The organism is Gluconobacter sp. P1C6_b (genome assembly GCF_018811945.1).
In the GTDB taxonomy this organism is placed as follows: domain Bacteria; phylum Pseudomonadota; class Alphaproteobacteria; order Acetobacterales; family Acetobacteraceae; genus Gluconobacter.
The window spans coordinates 81272-102585 of record NZ_JACRVU010000011.1; the positions used below are offsets into that span (position 1 = coordinate 81272).

The window sequence follows — 21314 nt, forward strand, 5'->3', positions numbered from 1 at the left end:
AGAGTTCGGAACGGAGCAGGACATGAAACTTACCCCCCGGGAAAAGGACAAGCTGCTGGTGGCGATGGCGGCAAACGTCGCACGCCGACGGCTGGAACGCGGTGTCGTGCTCAATTATCCGGAAGCCGTGGCCCTCATCACCGATCACGTCGTCGAAGGCGCGCGGGACGGCAGAAGCGTGGCTGAACTCATGGCCAGTGGCGGCCGCGTTCTGACGCGCGACCAGGTCATGCAGGGCGTGGCTGAAATGATTCATGACGTGCAGGTGGAAGCAACCTTTCCTGATGGCACAAAGCTGGTGACCGTTCATGACCCGATACGCTGAATCCCTTGCCGTCGGTGCCATTCCCGGCGAAATCCTGCCCGCCGAAGGCGAGATTGTGCTCAACGAAGGTCAGGCGCGCCGGATACTTCTGGTGACGAATACCGGCGACCGGCCGGTGCAGGTCGGCAGCCATTATCATTTTGCCGAGGTCAATCCGGCGCTGAAATTCGACCGTGAACTGGCAAGGGGCTGGCGTCTGGACGTCGCATCCGGCGGAGCCATCCGGTTTGAACCCGGGCAGGACCGTGAAGTCACGCTCGTCCCCCTGCGCGGGCTGCGGCGCGTTGTGGGCTTCCGGGGGGATGTCATGGGGAGTGTGGATCAGTGATGCGTCTTTCCAGACATGACTATGCCGGACAGTTCGGCCCCACGGTGGGCGACCGCCTGCGCCTCGCCGATACCGCGCTGCTCGTGGAAATCGAGCGCGACCACACGACCTACGGCGAGGAAGTCCGCTTCGGCGGCGGCAAAACCATCCGTGACGGCATGGGCCAGTCGCAGGTCACGCGGGAAGAAGGGGCGGCGGATACCGTCATCACGAACGCCGTCATCATCGATCACTGGGGGATCGTGAAGGCCGATATCGCACTCCGCGACGGACGGATCGCGGCCATCGGTAAGGCAGGCAACCCCGACATCCAGCCGGGCGTGGACATCATCATCGGCCCGGGCACGGAAATCATTGCGGGCGAGGGCAAGATCCTGACCGCTGGCGGGATCGACAGCCACATTCATTTCATCTGCCCGCAGCAGATCGAGGAAGCACTGGCATCGGGCATCACGACCATGCTCGGCGGCGGCACCGGCCCTGCCACCGGCACGGCCGCCACAACCTGCACACCCGGCCCCTGGCATCTGGCGCGGATGCTTCAGGCGGCGGAAGCCTTCCCGGTCAATCTGGCCTTCGCGGGCAAGGGCAACGCCTCCCGTCCGGACGGGCTGGAGGAAATGGTGCGCGCCGGGGCCTGCTGTCTGAAACTGCATGAAGACTGGGGTTCAACCCCCGCCGCCATCGACTGCTGCCTGAGCGTTGCCGACCGCATGGACGTGCAGGTCATGATCCATACCGATACGCTGAACGAAAGCGGCTTCGTTGAAGACACGATCGCCGCCTTTCAGGGCCGGACGATCCATGCGTTTCATACGGAAGGCGCGGGAGGGGGCCATGCGCCGGATATCATCCGCGTGGCTGGCCTGCCCAACGTCCTGCCGTCCTCGACCAATCCCACGCGCCCGTTCACCGTCAATACGCTGGACGAACATCTGGACATGCTGATGGTCTGCCATCATCTGGACCAGCGGGTGCCGGAAGACATCGCCTTCGCCGAAAGCCGCATCCGCCGCGAGACGATCGCCGCTGAAGACATTTTCCATGACATGGGCGTGCTTTCTATGATGTCCTCGGACAGTCAGGCCATGGGCCGCGTCGGCGAAGTCCCGCTCCGCACATGGCAGACGGCCCATAAAATGAAAATCCAGCGCGGCTCTCTGGCCGGGGATGGTGCGGCGGATAATGCCCGCGTAAAGCGCTATATCGCCAAATACACCATTAACCCCGCCATTTCGCATGGTCTGTCCCATGAAGTCGGATCAATCGAAGTCGGCAAGCTGGCGGATCTGGTCCTGTGGGAGCCCGCTTTCTTCGGCGTCAAACCCGATCTGGTCATCAAGGGCGGCGCCATCGTCTATGCGATGATGGGTGATCCCAACGCCTCGATCCCCACGCCGCAGCCCGTGCATGGCCGCATGATGTTCGGCGGCTATGGCGGCGCGCTGACCCATACCAGCCTGACCTTCGTGTCACAGGCCGCGCTGGAAGATGATATCGGCAAAAAGCTGGGTCTGCGTCGGCCGCTCTCGGCTGTTTCGAACGTGCGCGGGGGGATCGGCAAGCGGAGCATGATCCATAATGACGCCATGCCTCATATCGAAGTCGATCCCGAAACCTATGAAGTGCGGGCCGATGGCGTGCTCCTGACCTGCGAACCCGCCGAAGTCCTTCCCATGGCCCAGAGGTATTTCCTGTTCTGATGACCCAAATTCTGGATATCCTTCCTGCGGGAAGCTGGCCCGAAGCCGAGGCCAGCGGCGTCTTTGCCGCCGATTATGAAGGGCGGCACCGTCGCCGGATGATGCTGACCCTGCAGAACGGCGAGAAAATCCGGCTGGAGCTGGAACATGCCCGCCTGCTTCAGGCCGGGGAGGGGCTGCGTCTGGAGGATGGCCGCATCATCCGCGTGGAAGCCCTGCCCGAAGAACTGATGGAAGTCACGACCCACAGCCCCCTGCAACTGCTTCAGCTCGCATGGCATCTGGGCAACCGCCATCTGCCCGCCGCCATCGCCGAACATCGCATCCTCGTGCGCTACGATCACGTCATCGCCGACATGATCCACGGTCTGGGCGGTCATGTTCGCCGGGTGGAAGCCCCGTTCGATCCGGAAAGCGGGGCCTACGCCTCCCGCGCGGGCGGCCACGAACCGCACCACCACGGGGACGGGCACCATCACCACACGCATGACTGAAACCCCGCTCCCGCAGACAGGCGCCGCCTTCCTGCGCCTCCTGTCATGGGTGTCGCCAGCCTTTCCAACGGGCGGATACGCTTACAGCCACGGTCTGGAATGGGCGGTGGAAAGCGGAGACGTCACGGATGTCGCAACACTCTGCGACTGGATCGGCTGCCTGCTGGAACACGGTGCGCCGGGCAGCGACCTGATCGTCCTTCAGGAAGCATGGAGCGCTGCGCACGACATGTTCCGGCTGCGCGCTCTGGCGGAATTTGCCTGCGCCTGCGCCTCATCGCGGGAGCGGTATGACGAAACAGTCTATCAGGGCGAAGCCTTCCTCAAAGCCGCGTCCGTCTGGCCCGTCACGCCTGATCCGTCCGAACTGCGCGGCATACGCTGGCCGCTGCCGGTCGCGCAGGGGCTGGTGTTCCGGCGCGGCGGTCTGACGCTGGAACAGGCGCTGCTTTCGGGGGGATACGCTACCATCGCCGCCCTCGTGTCAGCGGCCGTCCGCCTCGTGCCGCTGGGACAGACGGACGGCCTGCACGCTCTGGCCCGGCTGGAACCGCTTCTCTCGCGCGCCGTAACCGTTACGAAAAACTGGACCCTGGACGATGTCGGGGGCGCGTGCTTCCGCTCCGACCTTGCGGCCATGCATCACGAAACCCAGACGACAAGGTTGTTCAGAACATGACAAAAGCAAAACACGGCCCGCTGCGGGTCGGCATTGGTGGACCGGTGGGGACGGGCAAGACAGCCCTGATGGATGCCCTGTGCCGGACCTTCCGCGACGAGTACAACATCGCCGCCATCACGAACGACATCTACACGCGCGAAGATGCCGAGTTCCTGACCCGCGCGGGCTCCCTCCCGCCGGAACGGATCAAGGGGATCGAGACGGGCGGCTGCCCCCATACGGCTATTCGCGAGGATGCCAGCATCAATCTGGCGGGCATCGCCGAACTGACGGAGCGGTTTGAAGGGCTGGATCTGGTTCTGGTGGAAAGCGGCGGCGACAATCTGGCCGCGACCTTCAGCCCCGAACTGGCCGATCTGACGATCTACGTGATCGACGTTTCGGCCGGAGACAAGATCCCCCGCAAGGGCGGCCCCGGCATTACCCGAAGTGACCTGCTGGTCATCAACAAGATCGATCTCGCCCCCTATGTCGGTGCGGATCTGGGCGTGATGGACCGCGACAGCAAAAAGATGCGTGGCACGCGGCCTTTCGTCTTCGCCAATATCCGCGCGGGCGAGGGTGTGGCTGAAATCGCCCGCTTCATCGTCGAACAGGGCGGCCTCTAATCTGGGAACCTGCTCTGGCTGCCCCTTTATAGAAGCAGCCAGAGCGGCGTTTCAGGCTTTGCCAGCGCCCTTGGAACGCTGCAGCATTCCGAACAGATCGCGCGGATCATCCGGATCGGCGAGCATGTCCAGCTTCTCGTACAGGCCGGTTGCGTCCAGCTTGTCGCGGACATAACGCAGGGCCGAGAAATCTTCGATCGCGAAACCTACGGAATCAAACAGCGTGATCTGGCTGTCGCTGGCGCGGCCCTTCGCTTCGCCGTTGATGACCTGCCACAGCTCCGTCACCGGATGATCTTCGGGAAGCTGCTGGATCTCGCCTTCGATGCGCGTCTGGGGCGGATATTCTGCAAAGATGGAGGCGCGGAGCAGGATATCGCGCTGAAGCTCCGTCTTGCCCGGGCAGTCCCCGCCGACCGCGTTGATGTGGATGCCTGCGCCAACCATGTTGTCGGAGAGGATCGTCGCGCACTGCTTGTCGGCCGTGACGGTCGTGATGATGTCCGCTCCGTCCACGGCCTCTTCACTGCTGTCGCAGATCGTGATGTCAAAGCCCTGTCCGCTCAGATTGCGGGCGCATTTTTCCGAAGCCGTCCGGTCCAGATCATACAGCCGCAGCGCCCGGATCCCAACGATCTCACGGAATGCCATGGCCTGGAACTCGGACTGCGCGCCGTTTCCGATAATGGCCATCGTCTTCGAGTTCGCGGGTGCGAGGTATTTCGCCGCCATGGCCGACGTCGCCGCCGTCCGAAGGGCCGTCAGCAGCGTCATTTCGGACAGAAGCGTCGGATAGCCCGAAGCGACATCCGCCAGCATGCCGAACGCCGTGACGGTCTGCAGGCCTTCCTTCGTGTTCTTGGGGTGGCCGTTGACGTATTTGAACCCGTACAGGCTGCTGTCGCTCGTCGGCATCAGCTCGATGACGCCTTCGGCCGAATGCGCGGCCACGCGCGGGGTCTTGTCGAATTCCGGCCAGCGTTTGAAGTCGGCTTCAAGATACTCCGCGAGTTCGCGCAGGAAGGTCTCGATCCCGATGGTATGGACCAGCGCCATCATGTTCTCGACCGAGACGAACGGTACGAAGGCGAGATGGGAAGGGGCAGGGGCGGAGGAAGTCATCTCAGTAGGTCCTTGTCTTGCGTTCGAGAACACGGCGGCCAAAGAGGCTGGCGGCCAGATCGGTCATGAGCAGAGCGGTCTTGGCGCGCACGTCGAGGAACGGATTGAGTTCCGCCAGATCCAGCGACGTCACGAGCCCGCTGTCATGCAGCATCTCCATGATGAGATGCGCCTCACGGAAGGTCGCACCACCATTGACGGTCGTTCCCACGGCCGGTGCGATGTCCGGGTCGAGGAAGTCCACGTCCAGGCTGACATGCAGGCGGCCATTGGCAGCGCGAACGCGGTTCAGAAAGCTGTTCAGCGGACCGACGATGCCCTGTTCGTCAATGGCGCGCATGTCGAACACGGTGATGCCGATTTCCGCGACATGGAGCTTCTCGGCCTGATCGACCGAGCGGATGCCCATCATGCACATGTTGCGCGGATCGACGGGCGCGGCCGGTGGCGGGAAGCCCTCGAATCCCGACTGACCCGTGAAATAGGCCACAGGCGTGCCGTGCAGATTGCCGCTGGTGGTCGTATGCAGTGTGTGAAGGTCGGTATGGGCATCCAGCCACAGGACGAACTGGGGCTGCCCCAGATCCTGTGCATGACGCGCCACACCCGAGACCGTGCCGGCGGACATGGAATGATCGCCACCCAGGAAAATCGGAAAATCGCAGGCTTTTGCCATCTCATAGGCCCGCTCCCCCACGCTTTTCGTCCAGGCGATGATCGCGTCCAGATTGCGCACGGCGGGGTTGGAATGGCGTATATCCGGCATCGCGGCGGGTACGGCGTCTCCCACATCCTCAACCTGCCATCCGAGCTCCTGCAGGATTTCGGGCAGTCCCGCGATTCGAAAGGCCGTCGGGCCCATGATGCAGCCTCTTTCGGAGGTTCCGCTCTGGGTGGGGACTCCCAGAATCTGGCACGTCTTCATCTCAACTCCTTTCCGATGCTCTGCGCCGGGGCTTCAGCCCTGACGCGAAAAATGGCTGACAAACCTGTCGAAACGCTCATCCATACCGCCTTTGAACAGATCCTGCGGGGCACCCTGGACGCGGACGGTTCCTTTTTCCAGAAACACGACCCGGCTTGAGACATCCCGCGCAAACGCCATTTCATGCGTGACAATCAGCATGGTCCTGCCCTCGGCGGCCAGACCCTGCATGACTTTGAGCACTTCCCCGACCAGCTCCGGGTCCAGCGCGGAGGTCGGCTCGTCGAACAGCAGGACGCGCGGGCGCATGACGATGGTGCGGGCAATCGCGGCGCGCTGCTGCTGCCCGCCGGAAAGCTGGGACGGATAGTAATCCGCCCGGTTCAGCAGACCGACACGGTCCAGAGCCTTTTCGGCTTCCTCACGCACCTCGTGGCGGTTGCGTCCCTGAACATGGACCGGTCCTTCCATGACATTCTGCAGGACCGTCCGATGGCTCCACAGGCAGAAGTTCTGAAACACCATGCCGACCTGCGATCGCAGCCGGTTGACCTGCCGTGCATCCGCAATCTGCCGCTCTGCGCCCTTCATGCGGAAACGGACATCCTCTTCCAGTACATTGAGCGTGCCGCTCGAAGGGACTTCCAGAAGGTTCAAACAGCGCAGGAACGTGGATTTTCCTGATCCGGAAGCCCCCAGGATCGAAATCACCTCGCCTTCATGCGCGTCCAGATCAACGCCCCGCAGGACGTCCAGGGCACCATAGCGTTTCGTCAGGCCGGTGGCGCTGATGACAGGGGAGGCGGACTGGATCGGTTCCATGAAAACTCCGGAAAAGACGGGGGCGTCTGGGTTAGACCCGGCGACAGGGCGTGAGGCGGCGTTCAAGGAGATGGACCCCCGTGGCGATCACGAAGGTCAGTGCAAGATAGATCAGACCCGCGACCGTGAAGATTTCTTCCGAACGATAGGTCTTTGAGACCAGCCTGTAAGCCAGACCTGTAACGTCCATCAGCGTGATCACACTGGCCAGAGACGTGGCTTTCAGCAGCAGGATGGCCTCGTTGCCGTAATTCGCCAGCCCGTATTGCAGCGCCTGCGGCCAGATGATCCGCCGGCGCAGCCGCAGCCCGGACATGCCGATGGCGCGCGCCGCCTCAATCTCCCGTTCGGGAACGGCGGCGATGGCCCCGCGGATGATTTCCGCACCATAGGCCGAGGTGTTGAGCGAGAGCGCGAGAATGGCGCACCAGTAGGGCTGCTGCAGGAACGGCCAGGCAAAGGACGCACGCAGGAAATCGATCTGCCCGAAGCCGTAATAGACGATGAAAATCTGCACCAGCAGCGGCGTGCCCTGAAAGAGCATCACATAGAGCGCAGCAATCCAGCGCGCGGGAGCAAACCGGCTCCCGGCAAGGGCAGCGATCCCGACCGCCAGCACAAACCCCGCGCAGAGCGACGTTGCCGCCAGCCTGAGGGTCAGCGGCACACCCATAAGAAGCGTCTTCGCCGTTGCGAAAAGAAAAGGCCAGTCCATCCTATCGCCCCCAGCTGCGTGCAAGACGTTTCTCGACAGTCCTGATGCCCAGCGCCGTGATCTGACCCATGACAAGATAGAGCAGCGCGGCCACACCGTAGAACAGTAGCGGCTGCCGTGTCGCACCCGACGCAATCGTGGACTGGCGGAGCAGTTCGACCAGCCCGATGATGGACAGGAGCGCTGTCTCCTTGAGAACGGACTGCCAGATATTGCCCAGCGCAGGCAGCGCAAACCGCAGGGTCTGAGGTGCTATGACACGCCACAGCAGGATAAACGTGGACATGCCGCAGGCTTTGCCGGCCTCAATCTGTCCGCGTTCGAGGCGCAGACAGGCGCTACGATAGGCCTCGGTCTGATAGGCCCCCGAAACCAGCCCGATAGCCACGACACCGATGATGAAAGAGGGCAGGGAGAAGAACCCCGGAAACCCCGCCAGATGCATCAGCCGCGTCAGCGCGAGCGAGCCCCCGAAATAGAAAAGATAGACGACGAGGATCTCCGGAATGCCTCGGAAAACCGTCGTGTAAAAAGTGCCAATCCCCCGCAGGCTCCGAGACGATGCCAGCTTGAGCGCCGCGCCTGCGGCTCCAAGCAGACTGCCCAGCGCAAAGCTGCACACCGCCGCCACGAGCGTCAGCCCGGCTGCCAGCAGCAGGAGCTTCCCCCAGCCTTCCGGGCCGAACCCGATGAGCGTGAAGGCCGGTGTGCTCACGCGGCGTCTCCCGCGTCAAAGCGCCTGCCGCTGAACGGCGCGAGTAACGGATCGACGGTTCCGCCAACCAGCGAGCGCCCCACAACATCGCCTACCGCCGGCGAAAGCTGGAAGCCGTGCCCACAGAATCCGAAGACGTGCCACAGATCCGGCGTGCCTTCGTCCGGCCCGATCACGGGAATCCCGTCTGGCGTCGCGCCTTCAAGCCCGGTCCATGTCCGCAGGACCGGGACGTGGGCCAGCGCCGGAAAGGCTTCGAGCGTGGCAGCTGCGCCCTCGGGCATCCGGTCCATGACGGTAAAGGATGTGTCATGATCCGCGCAGGGCTTTCCGAGAATGCCTCCGCCGATCACCAGCGATCCCACAGCGCTCTGCTTGAAGGACAGCGGACGGTCGATCCCGATGACCACGGGTTCAAGAAACGGCTGCGTCCGTGCCGTGACCATCATGGAGGGGGCGACCACCTTCAGCGGTAGCGTCTGCCCCGCCATGGCTGCCACCTGTGCACCCCATGCTCCGGCGCAGTTCACCAGTACGCCCGCCTCGTACCGCCCTGACGCTGCCGTAACGGACCATCCGCCGCCCGGCAGACGGTCGAGGCCCAGAACGCGGCAGTTCTCAACGATCTTTGCGCCCGCCGCCATGGCAGCCTGTCTGAAAGCCCGGGTCGAGGCGGCCGGATTGGCATGTCCATCCCCACGGGAGACAAGCCCGCCCAGAGCCTGATCTGTCAGACCGGGCAGCATCTTCCGGACCTCTGTGGCGGAGAGAAGTTCTTCCGCCCCCAGTCTCCGCCGCTCCATGTCCTGCGCACGGCCCAGCGTCCAGGACAGCTCCGCCTGATCGAGCGCCACCGCGATCTGCCCCACGCCGAGCCGTACTTCACAGCTTTCGGCGGCCTCCGTGCCGACAAGCTGATCAAGATGCCGCCAGTGCTTCATGGCCAGTTCGGACAGCGGATATTCCCGCCAGTCGCGCATCAGCGTGCGCAGGCCGCCCGCATTGACGCTGGAAGCATGGCGCCCGGCGACATTCTTGTCGAGCAGCGTGACACGCCAGCCCGCACGCGCCAGAAACAGGGCGATCGAACAGCCCTGAAGTCCGGCACCGATGATCAGGGCGGTTTCATTCTGCCGGGGCATTGACCGTATCCTCTGATGCATTTTCGGGCTTGTCTTCAAGCGTCAGCCGGATGGTGGCACGGGGGTCAAGACCCGACAGCGTCGCCACCGCCCCAAGCGGAACCGGCCGGATCGGCGGCCGTCCCCGGAACGTTGGCGGGCAGCCCGCAGCAGACGTCTCATCCTGAAGCAGCCGCGCCGCCGTCACCATGCAACTGCGGCCCTGACACGGCCCCATGCCGCAGCGGGATTCCCCGCGCAGCGCATCCATGTTTCGAAAGCCCGAACGGATCTTTGCTCGCAGATCTCCGGCCGTCAGTTCCTCGCAGCGGCAGACGATCGTGTCATCGTCCGGCAGGTTCTGTGACAGACCCGGCGGGAAAGCCGCATCCAGAAACGGACGCACGGACAGCGCCTTATCGACCGCCCGCAGAGCGTCCCCGGACGGCCCCGCACCGTGATCCAGCTCCGCCAGAATGGCCTGCGCGGCCACTTTGCCGTGCGCTATGGCCGCATCCGCGCCCCCGATACTGCGGGCATCGCCCGTAACGCGCAGCACGCACGGCCCTGCGGAAAGCTCCGGCGGAAGGGTAGAGGCGCCCAGCCCGTCCGGCGTCGTCGCGGGACGCCAGCTCGCATTGGGCCCGTCCCATTGCAGACGCAGCCCGGCCGCATTGGGAATATCGATGGCAGGCACGATCCCGTCATGGACGATCAACAGGTCGCAGGGTAGCGTCTGCCGTTTGCCACCAGCCGTAAAGCTCACGCTCTCGACGTTCTGCGCCCCATGTGCGGCAAGGTTTTCAAGCCCCGTCACGGATTTTACCCCCGCCAGCTTCAGACGCCCCAGCCAGCCAAGCCCTTTCACAAGCGGAAGAAGCCCATCCGGCCGTAGATGCCGTGAAGCCCGCACACTATCGGAAAGCCGGTCTGTCCGGCCTACCAGCGCCGGTTTGACGCCAAGCTGGTGCAACTGGTTGGCCAGAAGCAGCAGCAGCGGACCCGTCCCCGCCAGAACGATCCTGCCCGACGGCTTCAGATGTCCGGCCTTGAGCAGCGTCTGCACCGCACCGGCCGTCATGACGCCGGGCAGCGTCCAGCCTGGGAACGGCACAGGCCGCTCCATCGCCCCATGCGCGAGCAGAACCTGCCGCCCCCTCACATAGCCGGCGTTCATTCCCTGTAACCAGCCCACGGTTCCATCGGGGCGAACTTCCCAGACGGTGGTCTGCGGCCGGTAATCAATTTCGGCACACGCCCGGAAACGCCGGATCAGGTCCGTACCCGCCCGATAGGCAGGCCCCAGCGCGGCCAGCAGGCTCTGGCCTGCGGGGCTCGTGTCGCACAGATTGGCTTCAAGGCTCCGGAAAATCTGGCCGCCGGGCGCAGGCTGCATGTCCAGCACGATGACGGAGCGACCCGCCTCCGCCAGCGTAACCGCAGCTGCCATTCCGGACGGCCCGCAACCTATGATGATGACATCCGCATCAGGGAGAGGCGCAGTCATGCTCATGGAACGGACGGCTCCAGCGCCGGCGGCGCACCGGCCTGCCGGCGCACTTTCATGCCCTCGCGCACCAGTGTCAGGCAGGCCTGCCGGTTCCCGATGCCGTCGATTTCGACGAGACATTCAAAGCAGTGTCCAATCATGCAGTAGGGCAGGCGGCGGGCGCCGGAAACCGGTGTCAGGCGGTTATAAGGCACCCCGGCCCGCAGCAGACAGGCCGCGACGGTCTCACCTGCACGGGCTTTGACCGGCTGCCCGTCAACAGACAGGGTGACCGCATCGGTGAGGGTGGCGAGGTCTGAAAACATCTTCGGTCCCGGTTGAAGGGCAGGGGAATGGGCAGAGCCGGGGCGGGGTACGGACTCATTCATGGATCGAGATATCCGTACCGAACCATTTTTCGGACAGCTTCTGATTGGTGCCGTCGCGGTTGACGGATGTCAGGGCCGCGTCAAAGGCATTGCGCAGCGCAGCATCATCCGGGCGGAACGCAATATTGGTCGTGTTCGACCCCAGCACCCCGCCCGAGAATGTCGGCCCGGTCATGACGAGCGCCCCTTTTGGGGCCGCCTCCATCATCGTCCCGAAGGTGGTGACATTGGCGATGGCGATATCGATGCGCCCGGCAATCAGCTCCAGTCCAAGCTGGTCGAGGGAAGGGTATTCCATGATCTTCAGGCCCTGAAGATAGGCATCGGCAAACCCCGCGGCTGTCGATCCTGTCTGCACCCCGATGACCTTCCCGGCCAGGGCGCTCTTCAGTTCCGCAAGGGCCGCCTGCGCTTCCTGCGGCCCGCGCGTCAGGTCAAAGGGCACACCCGTATGGGCCAGACGGGTCAGGGACCCTGTGCCCGAGGTCAGAAAACCGTTCGGCGCCCGCGTATAGGGATGCGAGAAGGAGACAACTTTGCGCCGCTCGTCCGTAACGCCCATGGAAGCAATGATGGCGTCGTACTGTCCCACGCGAAGTCCGGGAATAAGGCCGTTCCAGTCCTGCGTGACAATCTTGCAGGTCGCGTGCATCCGCTCGCAGAGCACCTTCACGAGGTCCATTTCATACCCGGCATAGGATCCGTCCGGTTTCGCAAAGGCCCAGGGCGGATATGTGCCTTCCGCGCCGATGGTAAGGTGGTGGGGAAAGTCCTCTGCAACGGCAGGCGCCTTAAACGCCCCAAACAGGCACGCCCCAGACAGGACCGGAAGAAGCAGACAAGTCGCACGAACAGCCATTCATGAAGTTCCCGCCAGGGCATGAGGGAAAGGATCACTCACCTGCTTTATGGCCTTGAGTTCGATATCGGAATATATTTCTTCTTGGCAGAAAGCGTAAGCTGAGCTTACGCTTTAGGGATGCAGCCCCACCGTATCCCGTCCCTGAACTGGCTTCGCGTCTTCGATGCCGCCGCACGGCACCAGAGCTTTGCCTCCGCCGGGCGCGAGCTGAACATGTCCGCCGCCGCTGTCAGTCAGCAGATTTTGGCGCTGGAAACCTATCTCAAGAAACCTCTGTTCCTCAGAAGCGCCAACAAGGTCCGCCTTACGCTGGAGGGCAACGAATTCCTGCCGACCATACAGGTCTCCCTCAGGGCCATCGAGGCCAAATCGGCCTCCCTGTTCCCCAGACGGGATGTGGAGCGTGTGTCCCTCGTCGCCAGTCAGCTGATGGCCATGAGCTGGCTGCCCCGGCGTCTGGCGGCCTTTGAAAAGAAGCATCCCTCGGTGCGTGTCGATCTCATCCCGGAAGACTCCCAGCGCAACGGAGAGCCGGACCTTGTGATCCGTTTTGATTATGTCATGACAACGCGGGAGCATCCGGGATGGCTGATGGGGATCAGCCATGTCGTGGTCGGACAGCCGCAGGATGTGGAACGCATTACCACGGCAGAAGCAGTTGTGGACTACAAACTGCTTGACGTCCGCTCGCATGCAGTGGGCTGGAATACGCTGCTGTCCCGCTATCCCGGGATTTCCGACACATCCGCCCTGACGGTGGAATCCGTGGATACAACGCCCCTGGCCCTCATGATGGTCAAGGAAGGCTCCGCTCTCGCCCTCGTGCCCTGGCCGGCCGCGCAGAATCTTGTCGAAGCGCTGGGACTGACGGTCTGCAACACCCTTCCCGCCATACCGGGTCTGGGAAATTACTATATCGAACAGTTCTCCGGCCACGGCGTCCGCCCCGTCATCCGCGCCCTGTTCAACGAGCTGCGCAGAGCCAGCCAGAAATCTTAGGTCACGTTGACGAAAGATCTTTTGTCAAGGCGACTTAACCCTGACAAGTCTGGGTCTTGTCGACCAACAGGAATGCCCATTGCCCTCGTCGTTTCAACTCTCGTTTGAAGAGCCTCTCAGCTTTGCCTGTGGGGAGATGACAGATCTGACCGCACCCAGTGCCTATTCGGGGCTATATGGTTTCCATAAATATTGGGGAAAGAAGCCGGTTGAACCCCTGCGTGCCTTGATATCGGTGCTCAGTGACGCTGGCGATCTTGTGGCCGATCCCTTTTTGGGGGCTGGCGCGATTGCCAGGGAAGCCGCTGTATTGAAGCGGCGTTTTCTTGGTAGTGATATAAATCCTGTCGCCCTCCGTCTGGCTTCTTTCAATATAAATCCCTGCTCCGCACAGGCTTACAAGAGCGCACTGCAGCATCTGTCCGATACCGTCCAAAGCAGTATTCTTGAAAGCTATGATGTGGAGGGCCTGGGCCTGACCAGCCATCTTTTATGGGAAGAGGGTGTTATCTCGTCAGTCTGGCAGCGCCCTGTATCGGGCGTTCGACGCCGCCTTGAACGCGGTGTAACAGATGCCGATTACGAATTGTCTGCGCTTTATGAAGGATATGAGCCCAAAATCCTTCGTGATCTGGTGATATTCAAAAATAGTCGGATCAATGCCAGTGCTGATCTTGACTGGAAAACCCTGTTTAGCGGGCGTGCTCTTCGTAATATCGAGATATTAATCAAGGCAATCAGACTTCTACCTTCTGATGTGAGAGAAGCTTTTGAACTGACGCTGACGGCATCCATAGGTCAGATGTCCCGGATGGTTTTTGCCATCACGTCCCGTGGGAAAACGACAGGAGCAACCGCAGGGAAAGTTGAAGTCGGAAGCTGGGTGCTCGGATTCTGGCGGCCAAAGCAACACTTCGAGATAAATGTCTGGAACTGCTTTGAGGCCAGAGCCAGCAAACTTGCCAGGGCTTTGCCCGAGATACCGGTCCCAATAACCGTTGGAAAGACGATCGGCAGTGTTCTTGGAGGCCAGGCTGCGGTCTACCTGAGCAACCGTGGCGCTTTATCTTTGCTCAAGGAAGTTCCTGAAAGCTCGATTCAGCTCGTCATCACCGATCCCCCGCACGGTGACAGAATACCGTATCTGGAGCTCAGTGAAATTTGGAATGCCGTTTTGGACGAAATCCCCTGTCTGTCTGAAGAAATAGTGGTTTCGAACGCGGCTGCCCGTCAGATGACGATGAACGAGTACAATGCCAGACTGACGGAAGCGCTACAAACGACAGCTCTAAAAGTAAAAGACGGTGGGTTCGTTGTTCTTCTTTTCAATTCGAGACATCAGAAAGAATGGCAGGCCCTCAAAGCTCTTGAGGGCGCTGAAGGAATTAGTCTGGTGGGTGCACTGCCCCTTAATTACTCCGCCCGATCAGTTGTACAGGATAATCGAAAAGGGGCGATGAAAACGGATTTTATCATTGTTTATGCGAAGGGCAGACCCTGTTCCGAGCGTGTGCGAAAACTGGCGATGGTACCTGGCTGGGTTTCGCAATTACCGTCTTGCACCGAGAAAAATAGTAAATGGTAAAATCGGATGTCATCGTTGTTCGGAGTTCTCAGGTATAGAGCCCGGCCGTTGGTCGCTGCTGTGTCCGGGATGCGAAATCGAGCGATAGCACAACCCGTTTCCGCTCTTCATGACTATTCTGCTCCGCAAAGACGTGAGGCAACATTTGTCTGCTTGGGCTGTTGAACATGGCAGAAGTGTTTTCTGCGGAAAGCACCAGAACCCTTTTCGGAGTGCTGTTTCATGCCTGATCATATTGTTCCGCAGTCTCAGGATCATCAACCAGGGCTTGAGGGCCTGATGCAGCCCAGGGCCATTCATATCCGTCCGGATTATCGCGGAAGCGGTAAGCTTGAGGGAAAGAAGGCCCTGATCAGCGGGGGGGACAGTGGGATCGGCCGCGCTGCGGCTATCCATTTTGCCCGTGAGGGTGCGGATGTGGCGATCCTCTATCTGGAGGAGCATGAGGATGCACAGGAGACTGTGCGGCTCATCGAGAAGGAAGGACGCAAGGGGCTGGCTATTGCCGGAGATGTCTCGTCCAGCCAGGTCTGTGAGGATGCCGTGGCGCGCACGGTCGAGGAGCTTGGTGGTCTCGACATTCTCGTCAACAACGCCGGTGTTCAGATTGTCGAGGAAGACATCGAAGCCATCTCCAACGAGGAATGGCAGCGTCATATGGACACCAATATCAACGGCTATTTCTATCTCGTCCGGGCGGCGCTGGCGCATCTGAAGAAGGGCAGCGCCATCGTCAACACATCGTCCATCAATGCATTTGCGGGGAACAAGGCGCTTCTGGCCTATTCCACGACCAAGGCGGCGGAGATGGGCATGACGCGTGCGCTGGCGCTTCAGCTGGTGTCGAAGGGCATCCGGGTGAATGCCGTGGCGCCGGGGCCGGTCTGGACGCCGCTTCAGCCGGCGAGCTGGGGTGTGGTTGATCCGCAGGCTGTGGCCGATCTGGGCAAGGATACGCCGATGGGGCGTTGTGGGGAGCCGGCCGAGCTGGGTCCGGCCTATGTCTATCTGGCGAGCGAAGATGCGTCCTTCGTGACGGGGCAGACGCTGCATGTGAATGGCGGCATGATCATCAACGGCTGAGGATGCCTTTCTGTGCCTCTTCCGACTGGCGCGTCGGAAGAGGCGCGGTGATTAATCTCCGGGGGTGATGGGCAGGCTGCGGTGGCGCTGGCCTGTTGCATGGAAAATGGCATTGGCGATGGCGGCCGCCGTTCCGCACATGCCGATTTCGCCCACGCCTTTGACCCCGAGCGGGCTGACTTCCTTGTCTTTTTCTGTGACGAAGAGGACGTCCATGTCCGGAATGTCGGCGTGGGCCGGGATGTGATACTCGGAAAAATTATGATTCATGAAGCGGCCGACCCGTTCGTCCATCAGGGACTCTTCGTGAAGCGCCATACCTGTTGCCATCACCATGGCGCCGCGGACCTGACTGGCTGCGGTCTTGGGGTTCATGATGCGACCGGCGGCGACGGCATTGACCAGCCGTGTCACGCGGACGATGCCAAGTTCTTCATCCACGCGGACTTCGCAGAAGACGGCGCTATGGGTGAAGCGGGCTTTTCTCATCTGGCTGATGGTGCCGCGCAGGCCCGGTTTTGCGGTTTCCTCGACTTCGAGCCTGTCCTGCCCTGTCAGGGACAGGGCTTCGGAGAGGGACAGTCTGAGATTTTCGTCTGCACCCTTATCCTGGAGAAATCCGTCCTGTAGCACCGTGGTCTTGTTCGACAGACCTTCCGTCAGCCAGGCGGAGATATTTCCGCTTTTGCCCAGCGTCCTGAACAGTTTTTCGCGCAGGCTCTGACAGGCGAGCCAGACGGCGGCGCCTGCGGAGGCGGCTGTCCATGAGCCGCCCTCTGTCGGGCATTCGGGGAGGGTTGAATCGCCCAGTTCGATATCGATCATCTCGATGGGGATGCCGAAAGCTTCCGAGGCGGTCTGGGCCAGGATGGTGTAGGTTCCGGTTCCGATATCGGAGGCAGCGGTGGCGATATGCAGACGTCCGTCAGCGGTCAGGGTGGCGCGGGCTGAGGTGGGAGAAAACATCGCATCCCAAATGCCTGTCGCCATGCCCCAGCCGATCAGCTCTTTTCCGTCACGCATGCTTTTCGGGGCCATCGGACGATTGTACCAGCCGAAACGCTCCGCGCCCTCTTGCATGGCTTCTTTCAGCGCTTTGCTGGTCAGGGGCATGTCATGCATGGCGTCGATGTCGGAATAGTTGTGCAGGCGGAAGGCCAGCGGGTCCATGTTGCAGGCATAGGCCATTTCATCGACGGCCATTTCAAAAAGATTGACGCCTGTGGCCGCGCCTGGGGCGCGCATGTCGCTGGAAGTGTAGGTGTCACGCGGGGCGACTTTGTAATCGGCCGTGGCGTTGGGGCATTTGTAGTTGATCAGGCCCCAGATCACGAGATTTTCCATGTTGTGCTCAAAGCGCGACGTGTCCGTTACGCCATCGACGATCATGGACTGCAACGTACCGTCCGGCTGGGCGCCGAGGGCGATGTCCATAACGGCTTCCGGACGGAAGACATGGGTGAACATCTGCTGGCGTGTCAGGGTGATCCGGACCGAGTGCTTCAGCATTTTTGCGCCCAGCGCTGCGAGGAAAACGTTGTGCTGGGCGCGCAGGCCGGAGCCGAATGCCCCGCCGACATAGGGATTGCGCACGCGGACCTGATCTTTTGAAAGGGACAGGGCGCTGGTCAGATAGGCCTGTACCGCCTGCGGCCCCTGTGTCTTGTCCCAGACCGTGAAGGTACCGTCATCCTCGGCGATGACGGTGGTTGCGTGCATCTCCATGGGATTGTGATGTTCGGGGGCGAGGTGATAGCGCCCTTCGATCTTGATCGGGCTGAGCGCATAGGCCTCGGCAGCGTTCCCGCGTGACTTGGGCGGCACATAATTGCTGCGGGTTTTGCCCGGCATGTATTTCTGGTGCAGGGACGCTTCGAAATCCGCGTTATGCGGCCAGCGTTCGTAATCCACTTCGAGACGCATGGCGGCCTCACGGGCGGCTTCGAATGTCTCTGCGAGGACAACGGCAACGGGCTGGCCGTTGAAGCTGATTTCCGCGTCATGAAGTGGTCTGTAGGGAGAGCCGGGGACGCCCAGACCATCCACATAGGATTTTTCAGAAAGCGCGCTGTGGGGGCGGTTGAGATGCGTCATGATCTCCACCACGCCAGGCACCGCGCGGGCGGCTTCGTCCCGGATCGCCTCGATCCGGCCGCGGGCTATGGGGCTGTTGACGATGAAGCCGTACAGCATGCCAGCAGGATGAGGTTCGGCAGCGTACCGGGCCTGTCCCGTCACCTTGGCGAGGCCATCGATCCGGGAGACGGGCTGTCCGATTTTTGCTGAATGGAGGGTCATACCCGGGTTCTTTCAGAAAATGGTCTTTTGCGTCTGGGACTGGGGCGTGCCCGCGGCAGCCTGTGACAGGGCGCGGATGATTACGCGCGGGGCCAGCTTCAGCTTTGCGGCGTTGTCGCGGTCGGTGACGGCCCCTTGCAGAAGGCAGTCGGCGGCGTCGCGGAACAGGGAGGGAGAGGGCGTTTTCCCTGCAAGAAGGGCTTCGGCTTCCGGGACACACCAGGGTTTTGTGCCGACGCCGCCCATAGCGATGCAGGCCTTGCGGATCGTGTTGTTTCCCATCTGCAGTCCCACTGCGACGGACACGATAGCGAAGGCGAAAGACAGGCGGTCGCGGATCTTGAGATAGGTATGATGAGGGCCGAAGCCGAGCGGTGGAAGGTCGATGGACGTGACGATTTCACCGGCACACAGGATATTGTCCTGCCAGGGCGTGTCTTCCGGCAGGCGGTGATAGTTGCGCAGGGGAACGGTGCGCTCGCCTTCGGGACCTGTGAGGTTGACGGTCGCGTTCAGGGCTGCGAGGGCCACGCACATGTCGGACGGGAATGTGGCGATACAGGCATCGCTGGTGCCGAGGATGGCCATGATCCGGTTGCGGCCGCCTTTGGCGGAACATCCCGTGCCGGGGGAGCGCTTGTTGCAGGCCATATCGGGGTCATAGAAATAGTGGCAGCGGGTGCGCTGGTTCAGGTTTCCGCCATTTGTGGCCCTGTTGCGGATCTGGGGGCTGGCACCGGCAAGAATGGCGGAGGCCAGAAGGGGATAGCGTTCGCTGACAAGAGGATGAGCCGCCGTATCGGCATTGGTGGCGAGGGCGCCGAGGCGCAGGCCACCATCAGGGCGTTCCTCGATCTGGCTCAGGGACAGGGCATTGAGATCGACGATATGTTCGGGCCGTTCAACGTCCGATTTCATGAGGTCGATGAGATTGGTACCGCCTGCGAGATAGCGCGTATGATCCGGGATGTGACAGGCGGTGCCGAGCGTGTCGGGGCGGGAATAGGAGAACTGTCTCATGCGGCTTCTCCCGCCCGCTCCTGCTGCTGCCGGGCGACGACCTGCTCAATGGCATCGACAATGCCGTTATAGGCGCCGCACCGGCAGAGATTGCCGCTCATGAATTCGCGGATTTCCTCGCGTGTGTGGACATGGCCTTCTTCCAGAAGCGCCACTGCCGACATGATCTGTCCCGGCGTGCAGTATCCGCACTGGAAAGCGTCCCGATCGATAAAGGCCTGTTGCATAGGGTGCAGATGTCCATCCGGTGCCAGACCTTCGATCGTCGTGACCTCGGCGTCCGGGATCGATACGGCCAGGATGAGGCAGCTTTTGACCCGCTTGCCATCGACGAGAACGGTGCAGGCACCGCACTGCCCGTGATCGCATCCCTTCTTCGTTCCCGTGAGGTCCAGGCGCTCCCGCAGCAGGTCCAGCAGGGTTACGCTGGGTGGCAGGTCGGCAGAATAGGACTGTCCATTGATCCGGAGGTGACAGGGGCTGGCGACAGACACATCGGTCATGGGAGGGCGCTCCGTTCGGTGTCAGGGTTTTTCAGCGTGTCAGGGTGTAAGCGTCCGGGAGCGTTCAGGTTTCACGGAATTCTCTGTGCTCCCGGTCATAAAATGCGTGCTGATAATAAACATCCCGCAGATACGGACCTGACCACACAGGATCCGCCTTTTCAAAAAAGGAAAACCCTTACTGTTTTTTGTAACGGACCCGTGACCCGACCGTTCAGTACGAGGGACGACTGCAAAAAGACTTTGACGGGAATTATGGTGACGAAAAACAGAGCACAGATCCGGCCCCGAAGGGATGACGTTTCCCTGGACGGTCTGAGCTTCCTTCTTGCTGATGTTCAGGACAATCTGGGGAATTTCCTGACAGCCTTCCTGACGATACAGGGCTGGCCCTCAAGCCGGATTGGTGCGGCGATTGCAGCGGGCGGACTTGGGGCGGTTCTGGCCCGGTTCATCGGCGGATGGGCTCTGGATATCTTCCCGCGCCGGCGCCTGATGCTTGCTGCCTGCTGTGCCGTGACGTTCCTCTCCGTCGCGGTGATGGCCTGGACGCCGCTGTTTTATCCCATTGTTCTGGCTCATTTCATCGCGGGCGGCGCAGGGGCTCTTTTTACGCCCATTCTTGCGGCCATCAGCCATCATACGGCGGGGGCCAGAGGCTATATCGCGCGTATGGGCCGCAATGAATCCTTCAATCATCTGGGCAATGCGTCGTCCGGGTTTGTGATGAGTCTTCTTGGCAGGATGATGGGGCCTGTTGCTCCCCTGTGGGGTGTGGGCGGCCTTGCAGCAGTCAGTCTGCTGCTGGTCGGGGGCTTTTCGAAACGTGCGGACGCCCCATCGGAACAGTCGCGGGATGCCGCTTCGCTGCGGCAGACCCTGCGTGCCATTTTTATGCTCCTTTCCGAGGCACGGCTGGCCGTTTTTCTGGCGACCTATCTGCTGTTCAATGTCGCCAATGGCGCCGTGGTCCCGCTCATGATCGAGCGTTATGCCTTTTTCCATCTGGGCGATCCAGCAAGCGTGACGGCGATCTGTATCGTGGTCGCCCAGATCACCATGGCGCCCGTAGCCCTTCTCGTGGGCAAAAAGGCGCCACAATGGCCTCGCAAGCCGCTGTTCGTGTTCGCGCTCGCGCTGCAACCCGTTCGGGACGGTCTGGTGATCCTGAGCGCGGACTGGCCGACGCTGGTCCTGGTCCAGATCCTCGACGGGTTGTCTTCAGGCATTATTCTGGTGCTGTTCTATGCCATTCTTTCGGACATTGCTTCTGGCAGCGGACGGCGCAATCTGCTGATCGGTCTGGGGCTGGCGCTGGGGACCATAGGGGCGCTGCTGTCCAATCTCGCCGGGGGTGCTCTGGCGTCAGGCTATGGGTTCAATACGACGTTCGTGGTTCTGGGGCTGACAGGGGCTGCTGTGGCCTGTCTGTTTGCATGGGGGATGCCGGAGACGCATTCACCGGCCTGTGAGGGGGCGTGACTGGATGCAGGATGGGCGCCTGCCCCATTCCCGCAGAATAGTGA

The 21314-nt window shown here is 61.7% G+C and carries 22 protein-coding genes; 10 read left to right on the forward strand and 12 right to left on the reverse strand.

Features of this window, described 5'->3' with window-relative positions:
* Positions 1 to 22 precede the first annotated feature (22 nt).
* From KP701_RS09480 to ureG, 6 genes are read left to right on the forward strand one after another with little or no spacing between them, the layout of a single operon-like run.
* The gene (locus KP701_RS09480; protein WP_215746974.1) at positions 23 to 325 is read left to right on the forward strand and encodes an urease subunit gamma; all 303 of its coding nucleotides are present in this window, start codon (positions 23 to 25) and stop codon (positions 323 to 325) included.
* Complete coding sequence (locus tag KP701_RS09485) at positions 309 to 653, forward strand: urease subunit beta (RefSeq protein WP_215746975.1); 345 nt, start codon at positions 309 to 311, stop codon at positions 651 to 653. The genes KP701_RS09480 and KP701_RS09485 overlap by 17 nt, the downstream gene beginning before the upstream one ends.
* Positions 650 to 2356 carry an urease subunit alpha gene (ureC, locus tag KP701_RS09490; RefSeq protein WP_215746976.1) on the forward strand — a complete coding sequence of 569 codons (1707 nt, stop codon included), beginning with the start codon at positions 650 to 652 and terminating at the stop codon, positions 2354 to 2356. The genes KP701_RS09485 and ureC overlap by 4 nt, the downstream gene beginning before the upstream one ends.
* Positions 2356 to 2850, forward strand: coding sequence for an urease accessory protein UreE (locus tag KP701_RS09495; protein ID WP_215746977.1), 495 nt, complete (start codon positions 2356 to 2358; stop codon positions 2848 to 2850). Before ureC ends, KP701_RS09495 begins: the two co-directional genes overlap by 1 nt.
* A complete protein-coding gene (locus KP701_RS09500; protein ID WP_215746978.1) occupies positions 2843 to 3529 on the forward strand; it encodes an urease accessory protein UreF in 687 nt (228 codons plus the stop codon). Before KP701_RS09495 ends, KP701_RS09500 begins: the two co-directional genes overlap by 8 nt.
* On the forward strand, positions 3526 to 4140 hold the full coding sequence (ureG, locus tag KP701_RS09505) for an urease accessory protein UreG (protein WP_215746979.1): 615 nt from the start codon (positions 3526 to 3528) through the stop codon (positions 4138 to 4140). The genes KP701_RS09500 and ureG overlap by 4 nt, the downstream gene beginning before the upstream one ends.
* A 51-nt stretch (positions 4141 to 4191) precedes the next feature.
* Here the strand turns inward: ureG and KP701_RS09510 are convergent, their stop codons facing one another.
* From KP701_RS09510 to KP701_RS09550, 9 genes are read right to left on the reverse strand one after another with little or no spacing between them, the layout of a single operon-like run.
* The gene (locus tag KP701_RS09510) at positions 4192 to 5262 is read right to left on the reverse strand and encodes an ornithine cyclodeaminase (RefSeq protein ID WP_215746980.1); all 1071 of its coding nucleotides are present in this window, start codon (positions 5260 to 5262) and stop codon (positions 4192 to 4194) included.
* Position 5263: 1 nt separating this feature from the next.
* Positions 5264 to 6187: an arginase gene (gene rocF / locus KP701_RS09515; protein ID WP_215746981.1), complete on the reverse strand. Its 924-nt coding sequence runs from the start codon at positions 6185 to 6187 to the stop codon at positions 5264 to 5266.
* Positions 6188 to 6220: 33 nt separating this feature from the next.
* Positions 6221 to 7000 carry an ATP-binding cassette domain-containing protein gene (locus tag KP701_RS09520; RefSeq protein WP_371818944.1) on the reverse strand — a complete coding sequence of 260 codons (780 nt, stop codon included), beginning with the start codon at positions 6998 to 7000 and terminating at the stop codon, positions 6221 to 6223.
* Between the two features lie 40 nt (positions 7001 to 7040).
* A complete protein-coding gene (locus tag KP701_RS09525; protein ID WP_215746983.1) occupies positions 7041 to 7724 on the reverse strand; it encodes an ABC transporter permease in 684 nt (227 codons plus the stop codon).
* A 1-nt stretch (position 7725) separates the two neighbouring features.
* Entirely contained in the window at positions 7726 to 8439 is a 714-nt protein-coding gene (locus KP701_RS09530; RefSeq protein ID WP_215746984.1) for an ABC transporter permease subunit, read from the reverse strand.
* Positions 8436 to 9581 (reverse strand): FAD-binding oxidoreductase, encoded by a 1146-nt coding sequence (locus KP701_RS09535; RefSeq protein ID WP_215746985.1) that lies wholly within the window; start codon positions 9579 to 9581, stop codon positions 8436 to 8438. Before KP701_RS09535 ends, KP701_RS09530 begins: the two co-directional genes overlap by 4 nt.
* Complete coding sequence (locus tag KP701_RS09540; RefSeq protein WP_215746986.1) at positions 9565 to 11073, reverse strand: NAD(P)/FAD-dependent oxidoreductase; 1509 nt, start codon at positions 11071 to 11073, stop codon at positions 9565 to 9567. Before KP701_RS09540 ends, KP701_RS09535 begins: the two co-directional genes overlap by 17 nt.
* The gene (locus KP701_RS09545; RefSeq protein WP_371818942.1) at positions 11070 to 11438 is read right to left on the reverse strand and encodes a (2Fe-2S)-binding protein; all 369 of its coding nucleotides are present in this window, start codon (positions 11436 to 11438) and stop codon (positions 11070 to 11072) included. The genes KP701_RS09540 and KP701_RS09545 overlap by 4 nt, the downstream gene beginning before the upstream one ends.
* On the reverse strand, positions 11431 to 12297 hold the full coding sequence (locus tag KP701_RS09550; RefSeq protein ID WP_215746987.1) for a transporter substrate-binding domain-containing protein: 867 nt from the start codon (positions 12295 to 12297) through the stop codon (positions 11431 to 11433). Before KP701_RS09550 ends, KP701_RS09545 begins: the two co-directional genes overlap by 8 nt.
* Before the next feature lie 120 nt (positions 12298 to 12417).
* Between KP701_RS09550 and KP701_RS09555 the strand changes: the two genes are divergently transcribed.
* The 3 genes from KP701_RS09555 (at position 12418) to KP701_RS09565 (ending at position 15967) form a co-directional block, all read left to right on the forward strand.
* On the forward strand, positions 12418 to 13299 hold the full coding sequence (locus KP701_RS09555) for a LysR family transcriptional regulator (protein ID WP_215746988.1): 882 nt from the start codon (positions 12418 to 12420) through the stop codon (positions 13297 to 13299).
* Positions 13300 to 13435: 136 nt separating this feature from the next.
* Positions 13436 to 14884 carry a DNA methyltransferase gene (locus tag KP701_RS09560; RefSeq protein WP_215746989.1) on the forward strand — a complete coding sequence of 483 codons (1449 nt, stop codon included), beginning with the start codon at positions 13436 to 13438 and terminating at the stop codon, positions 14882 to 14884.
* Between the two features lie 222 nt (positions 14885 to 15106).
* Positions 15107 to 15967 (forward strand): glucose 1-dehydrogenase, encoded by an 861-nt coding sequence (locus KP701_RS09565; protein WP_252345521.1) that lies wholly within the window; start codon positions 15107 to 15109, stop codon positions 15965 to 15967.
* 51 nt (positions 15968 to 16018) lie between these two features.
* Here the strand turns inward: KP701_RS09565 and KP701_RS09570 are convergent, their stop codons facing one another.
* From KP701_RS09570 to KP701_RS09580, 3 genes are read right to left on the reverse strand one after another with little or no spacing between them, the layout of a single operon-like run.
* Complete coding sequence (locus KP701_RS09570) at positions 16019 to 18265, reverse strand: xanthine dehydrogenase family protein molybdopterin-binding subunit (RefSeq protein ID WP_215746990.1); 2247 nt, start codon at positions 18263 to 18265, stop codon at positions 16019 to 16021.
* A 12-nt stretch (positions 18266 to 18277) separates the two neighbouring features.
* Positions 18278 to 19285, reverse strand: coding sequence for a xanthine dehydrogenase family protein subunit M (locus KP701_RS09575; RefSeq protein WP_215746991.1), 1008 nt, complete (start codon positions 19283 to 19285; stop codon positions 18278 to 18280).
* Entirely contained in the window at positions 19282 to 19788 is a 507-nt protein-coding gene (locus KP701_RS09580; protein ID WP_215746992.1) for a (2Fe-2S)-binding protein, read from the reverse strand. Before KP701_RS09580 ends, KP701_RS09575 begins: the two co-directional genes overlap by 4 nt.
* Before the next feature lie 255 nt (positions 19789 to 20043).
* Between KP701_RS09580 and KP701_RS09585 the strand changes: the two genes are divergently transcribed.
* Entirely contained in the window at positions 20044 to 21270 is a 1227-nt protein-coding gene (locus KP701_RS09585; RefSeq protein ID WP_252345522.1) for an MFS transporter, read from the forward strand.
* Positions 21271 to 21314: the final 44 nt, after the last annotated feature.

What these genes read in the sequence shown, in the direction of transcription:
- KP701_RS09560 (WP_215746989.1), top strand. Translation starts at nt 13,436, where the DNA reads ATGACAGATCTGACCGCACCCAGTGCCTATTCGGGGCTATATGGTTTC.
- KP701_RS09495 (WP_215746977.1), top strand. Translation starts at nt 2,356, where the DNA reads ATGACCCAAATTCTGGATATCCTTCCTGCGGGAAGCTGGCCCGAAGCC.
- rocF (WP_215746981.1), bottom strand. Translation starts at nt 6,187, where the DNA reads ATGAAGACGTGCCAGATTCTGGGAGTCCCCACCCAGAGCGGAACCTCC.
- KP701_RS09485 (WP_215746975.1), top strand. Translation starts at nt 309, where the DNA reads ATGACCCGATACGCTGAATCCCTTGCCGTCGGTGCCATTCCCGGCGAA.
- KP701_RS09510 (WP_215746980.1), bottom strand. Translation starts at nt 5,262, where the DNA reads ATGACTTCCTCCGCCCCTGCCCCTTCCCATCTCGCCTTCGTACCGTTC.
- KP701_RS09545 (WP_371818942.1), bottom strand. Translation starts at nt 11,438, where the DNA reads ATGAATGAGTCCGTACCCCGCCCCGGCTCTGCCCATTCCCCTGCCCTT.
- KP701_RS09500 (WP_215746978.1), top strand. Translation starts at nt 2,843, where the DNA reads ATGACTGAAACCCCGCTCCCGCAGACAGGCGCCGCCTTCCTGCGCCTC.
- KP701_RS09535 (WP_215746985.1), bottom strand. Translation starts at nt 9,581, where the DNA reads ATGCCCCGGCAGAATGAAACCGCCCTGATCATCGGTGCCGGACTTCAG.
- KP701_RS09540 (WP_215746986.1), bottom strand. Translation starts at nt 11,073, where the DNA reads ATGAGCATGACTGCGCCTCTCCCTGATGCGGATGTCATCATCATAGGT.
- KP701_RS09480 (WP_215746974.1), top strand. Translation starts at nt 23, where the DNA reads ATGAAACTTACCCCCCGGGAAAAGGACAAGCTGCTGGTGGCGATGGCG.
- KP701_RS09580 (WP_215746992.1), bottom strand. Translation starts at nt 19,788, where the DNA reads ATGACCGATGTGTCTGTCGCCAGCCCCTGTCACCTCCGGATCAATGGA.
- KP701_RS09550 (WP_215746987.1), bottom strand. Translation starts at nt 12,297, where the DNA reads ATGGCTGTTCGTGCGACTTGTCTGCTTCTTCCGGTCCTGTCTGGGGCG.
- KP701_RS09555 (WP_215746988.1), top strand. Translation starts at nt 12,418, where the DNA reads ATGCAGCCCCACCGTATCCCGTCCCTGAACTGGCTTCGCGTCTTCGAT.
- KP701_RS09525 (WP_215746983.1), bottom strand. Translation starts at nt 7,724, where the DNA reads ATGGACTGGCCTTTTCTTTTCGCAACGGCGAAGACGCTTCTTATGGGT.
- KP701_RS09575 (WP_215746991.1), bottom strand. Translation starts at nt 19,285, where the DNA reads ATGAGACAGTTCTCCTATTCCCGCCCCGACACGCTCGGCACCGCCTGT.
- ureG (WP_215746979.1), top strand. Translation starts at nt 3,526, where the DNA reads ATGACAAAAGCAAAACACGGCCCGCTGCGGGTCGGCATTGGTGGACCG.
- KP701_RS09585 (WP_252345522.1), top strand. Translation starts at nt 20,044, where the DNA reads ATGGTGACGAAAAACAGAGCACAGATCCGGCCCCGAAGGGATGACGTT.
- KP701_RS09565 (WP_252345521.1), top strand. Translation starts at nt 15,107, where the DNA reads ATGCCTGATCATATTGTTCCGCAGTCTCAGGATCATCAACCAGGGCTT.
- KP701_RS09570 (WP_215746990.1), bottom strand. Translation starts at nt 18,265, where the DNA reads ATGACCCTCCATTCAGCAAAAATCGGACAGCCCGTCTCCCGGATCGAT.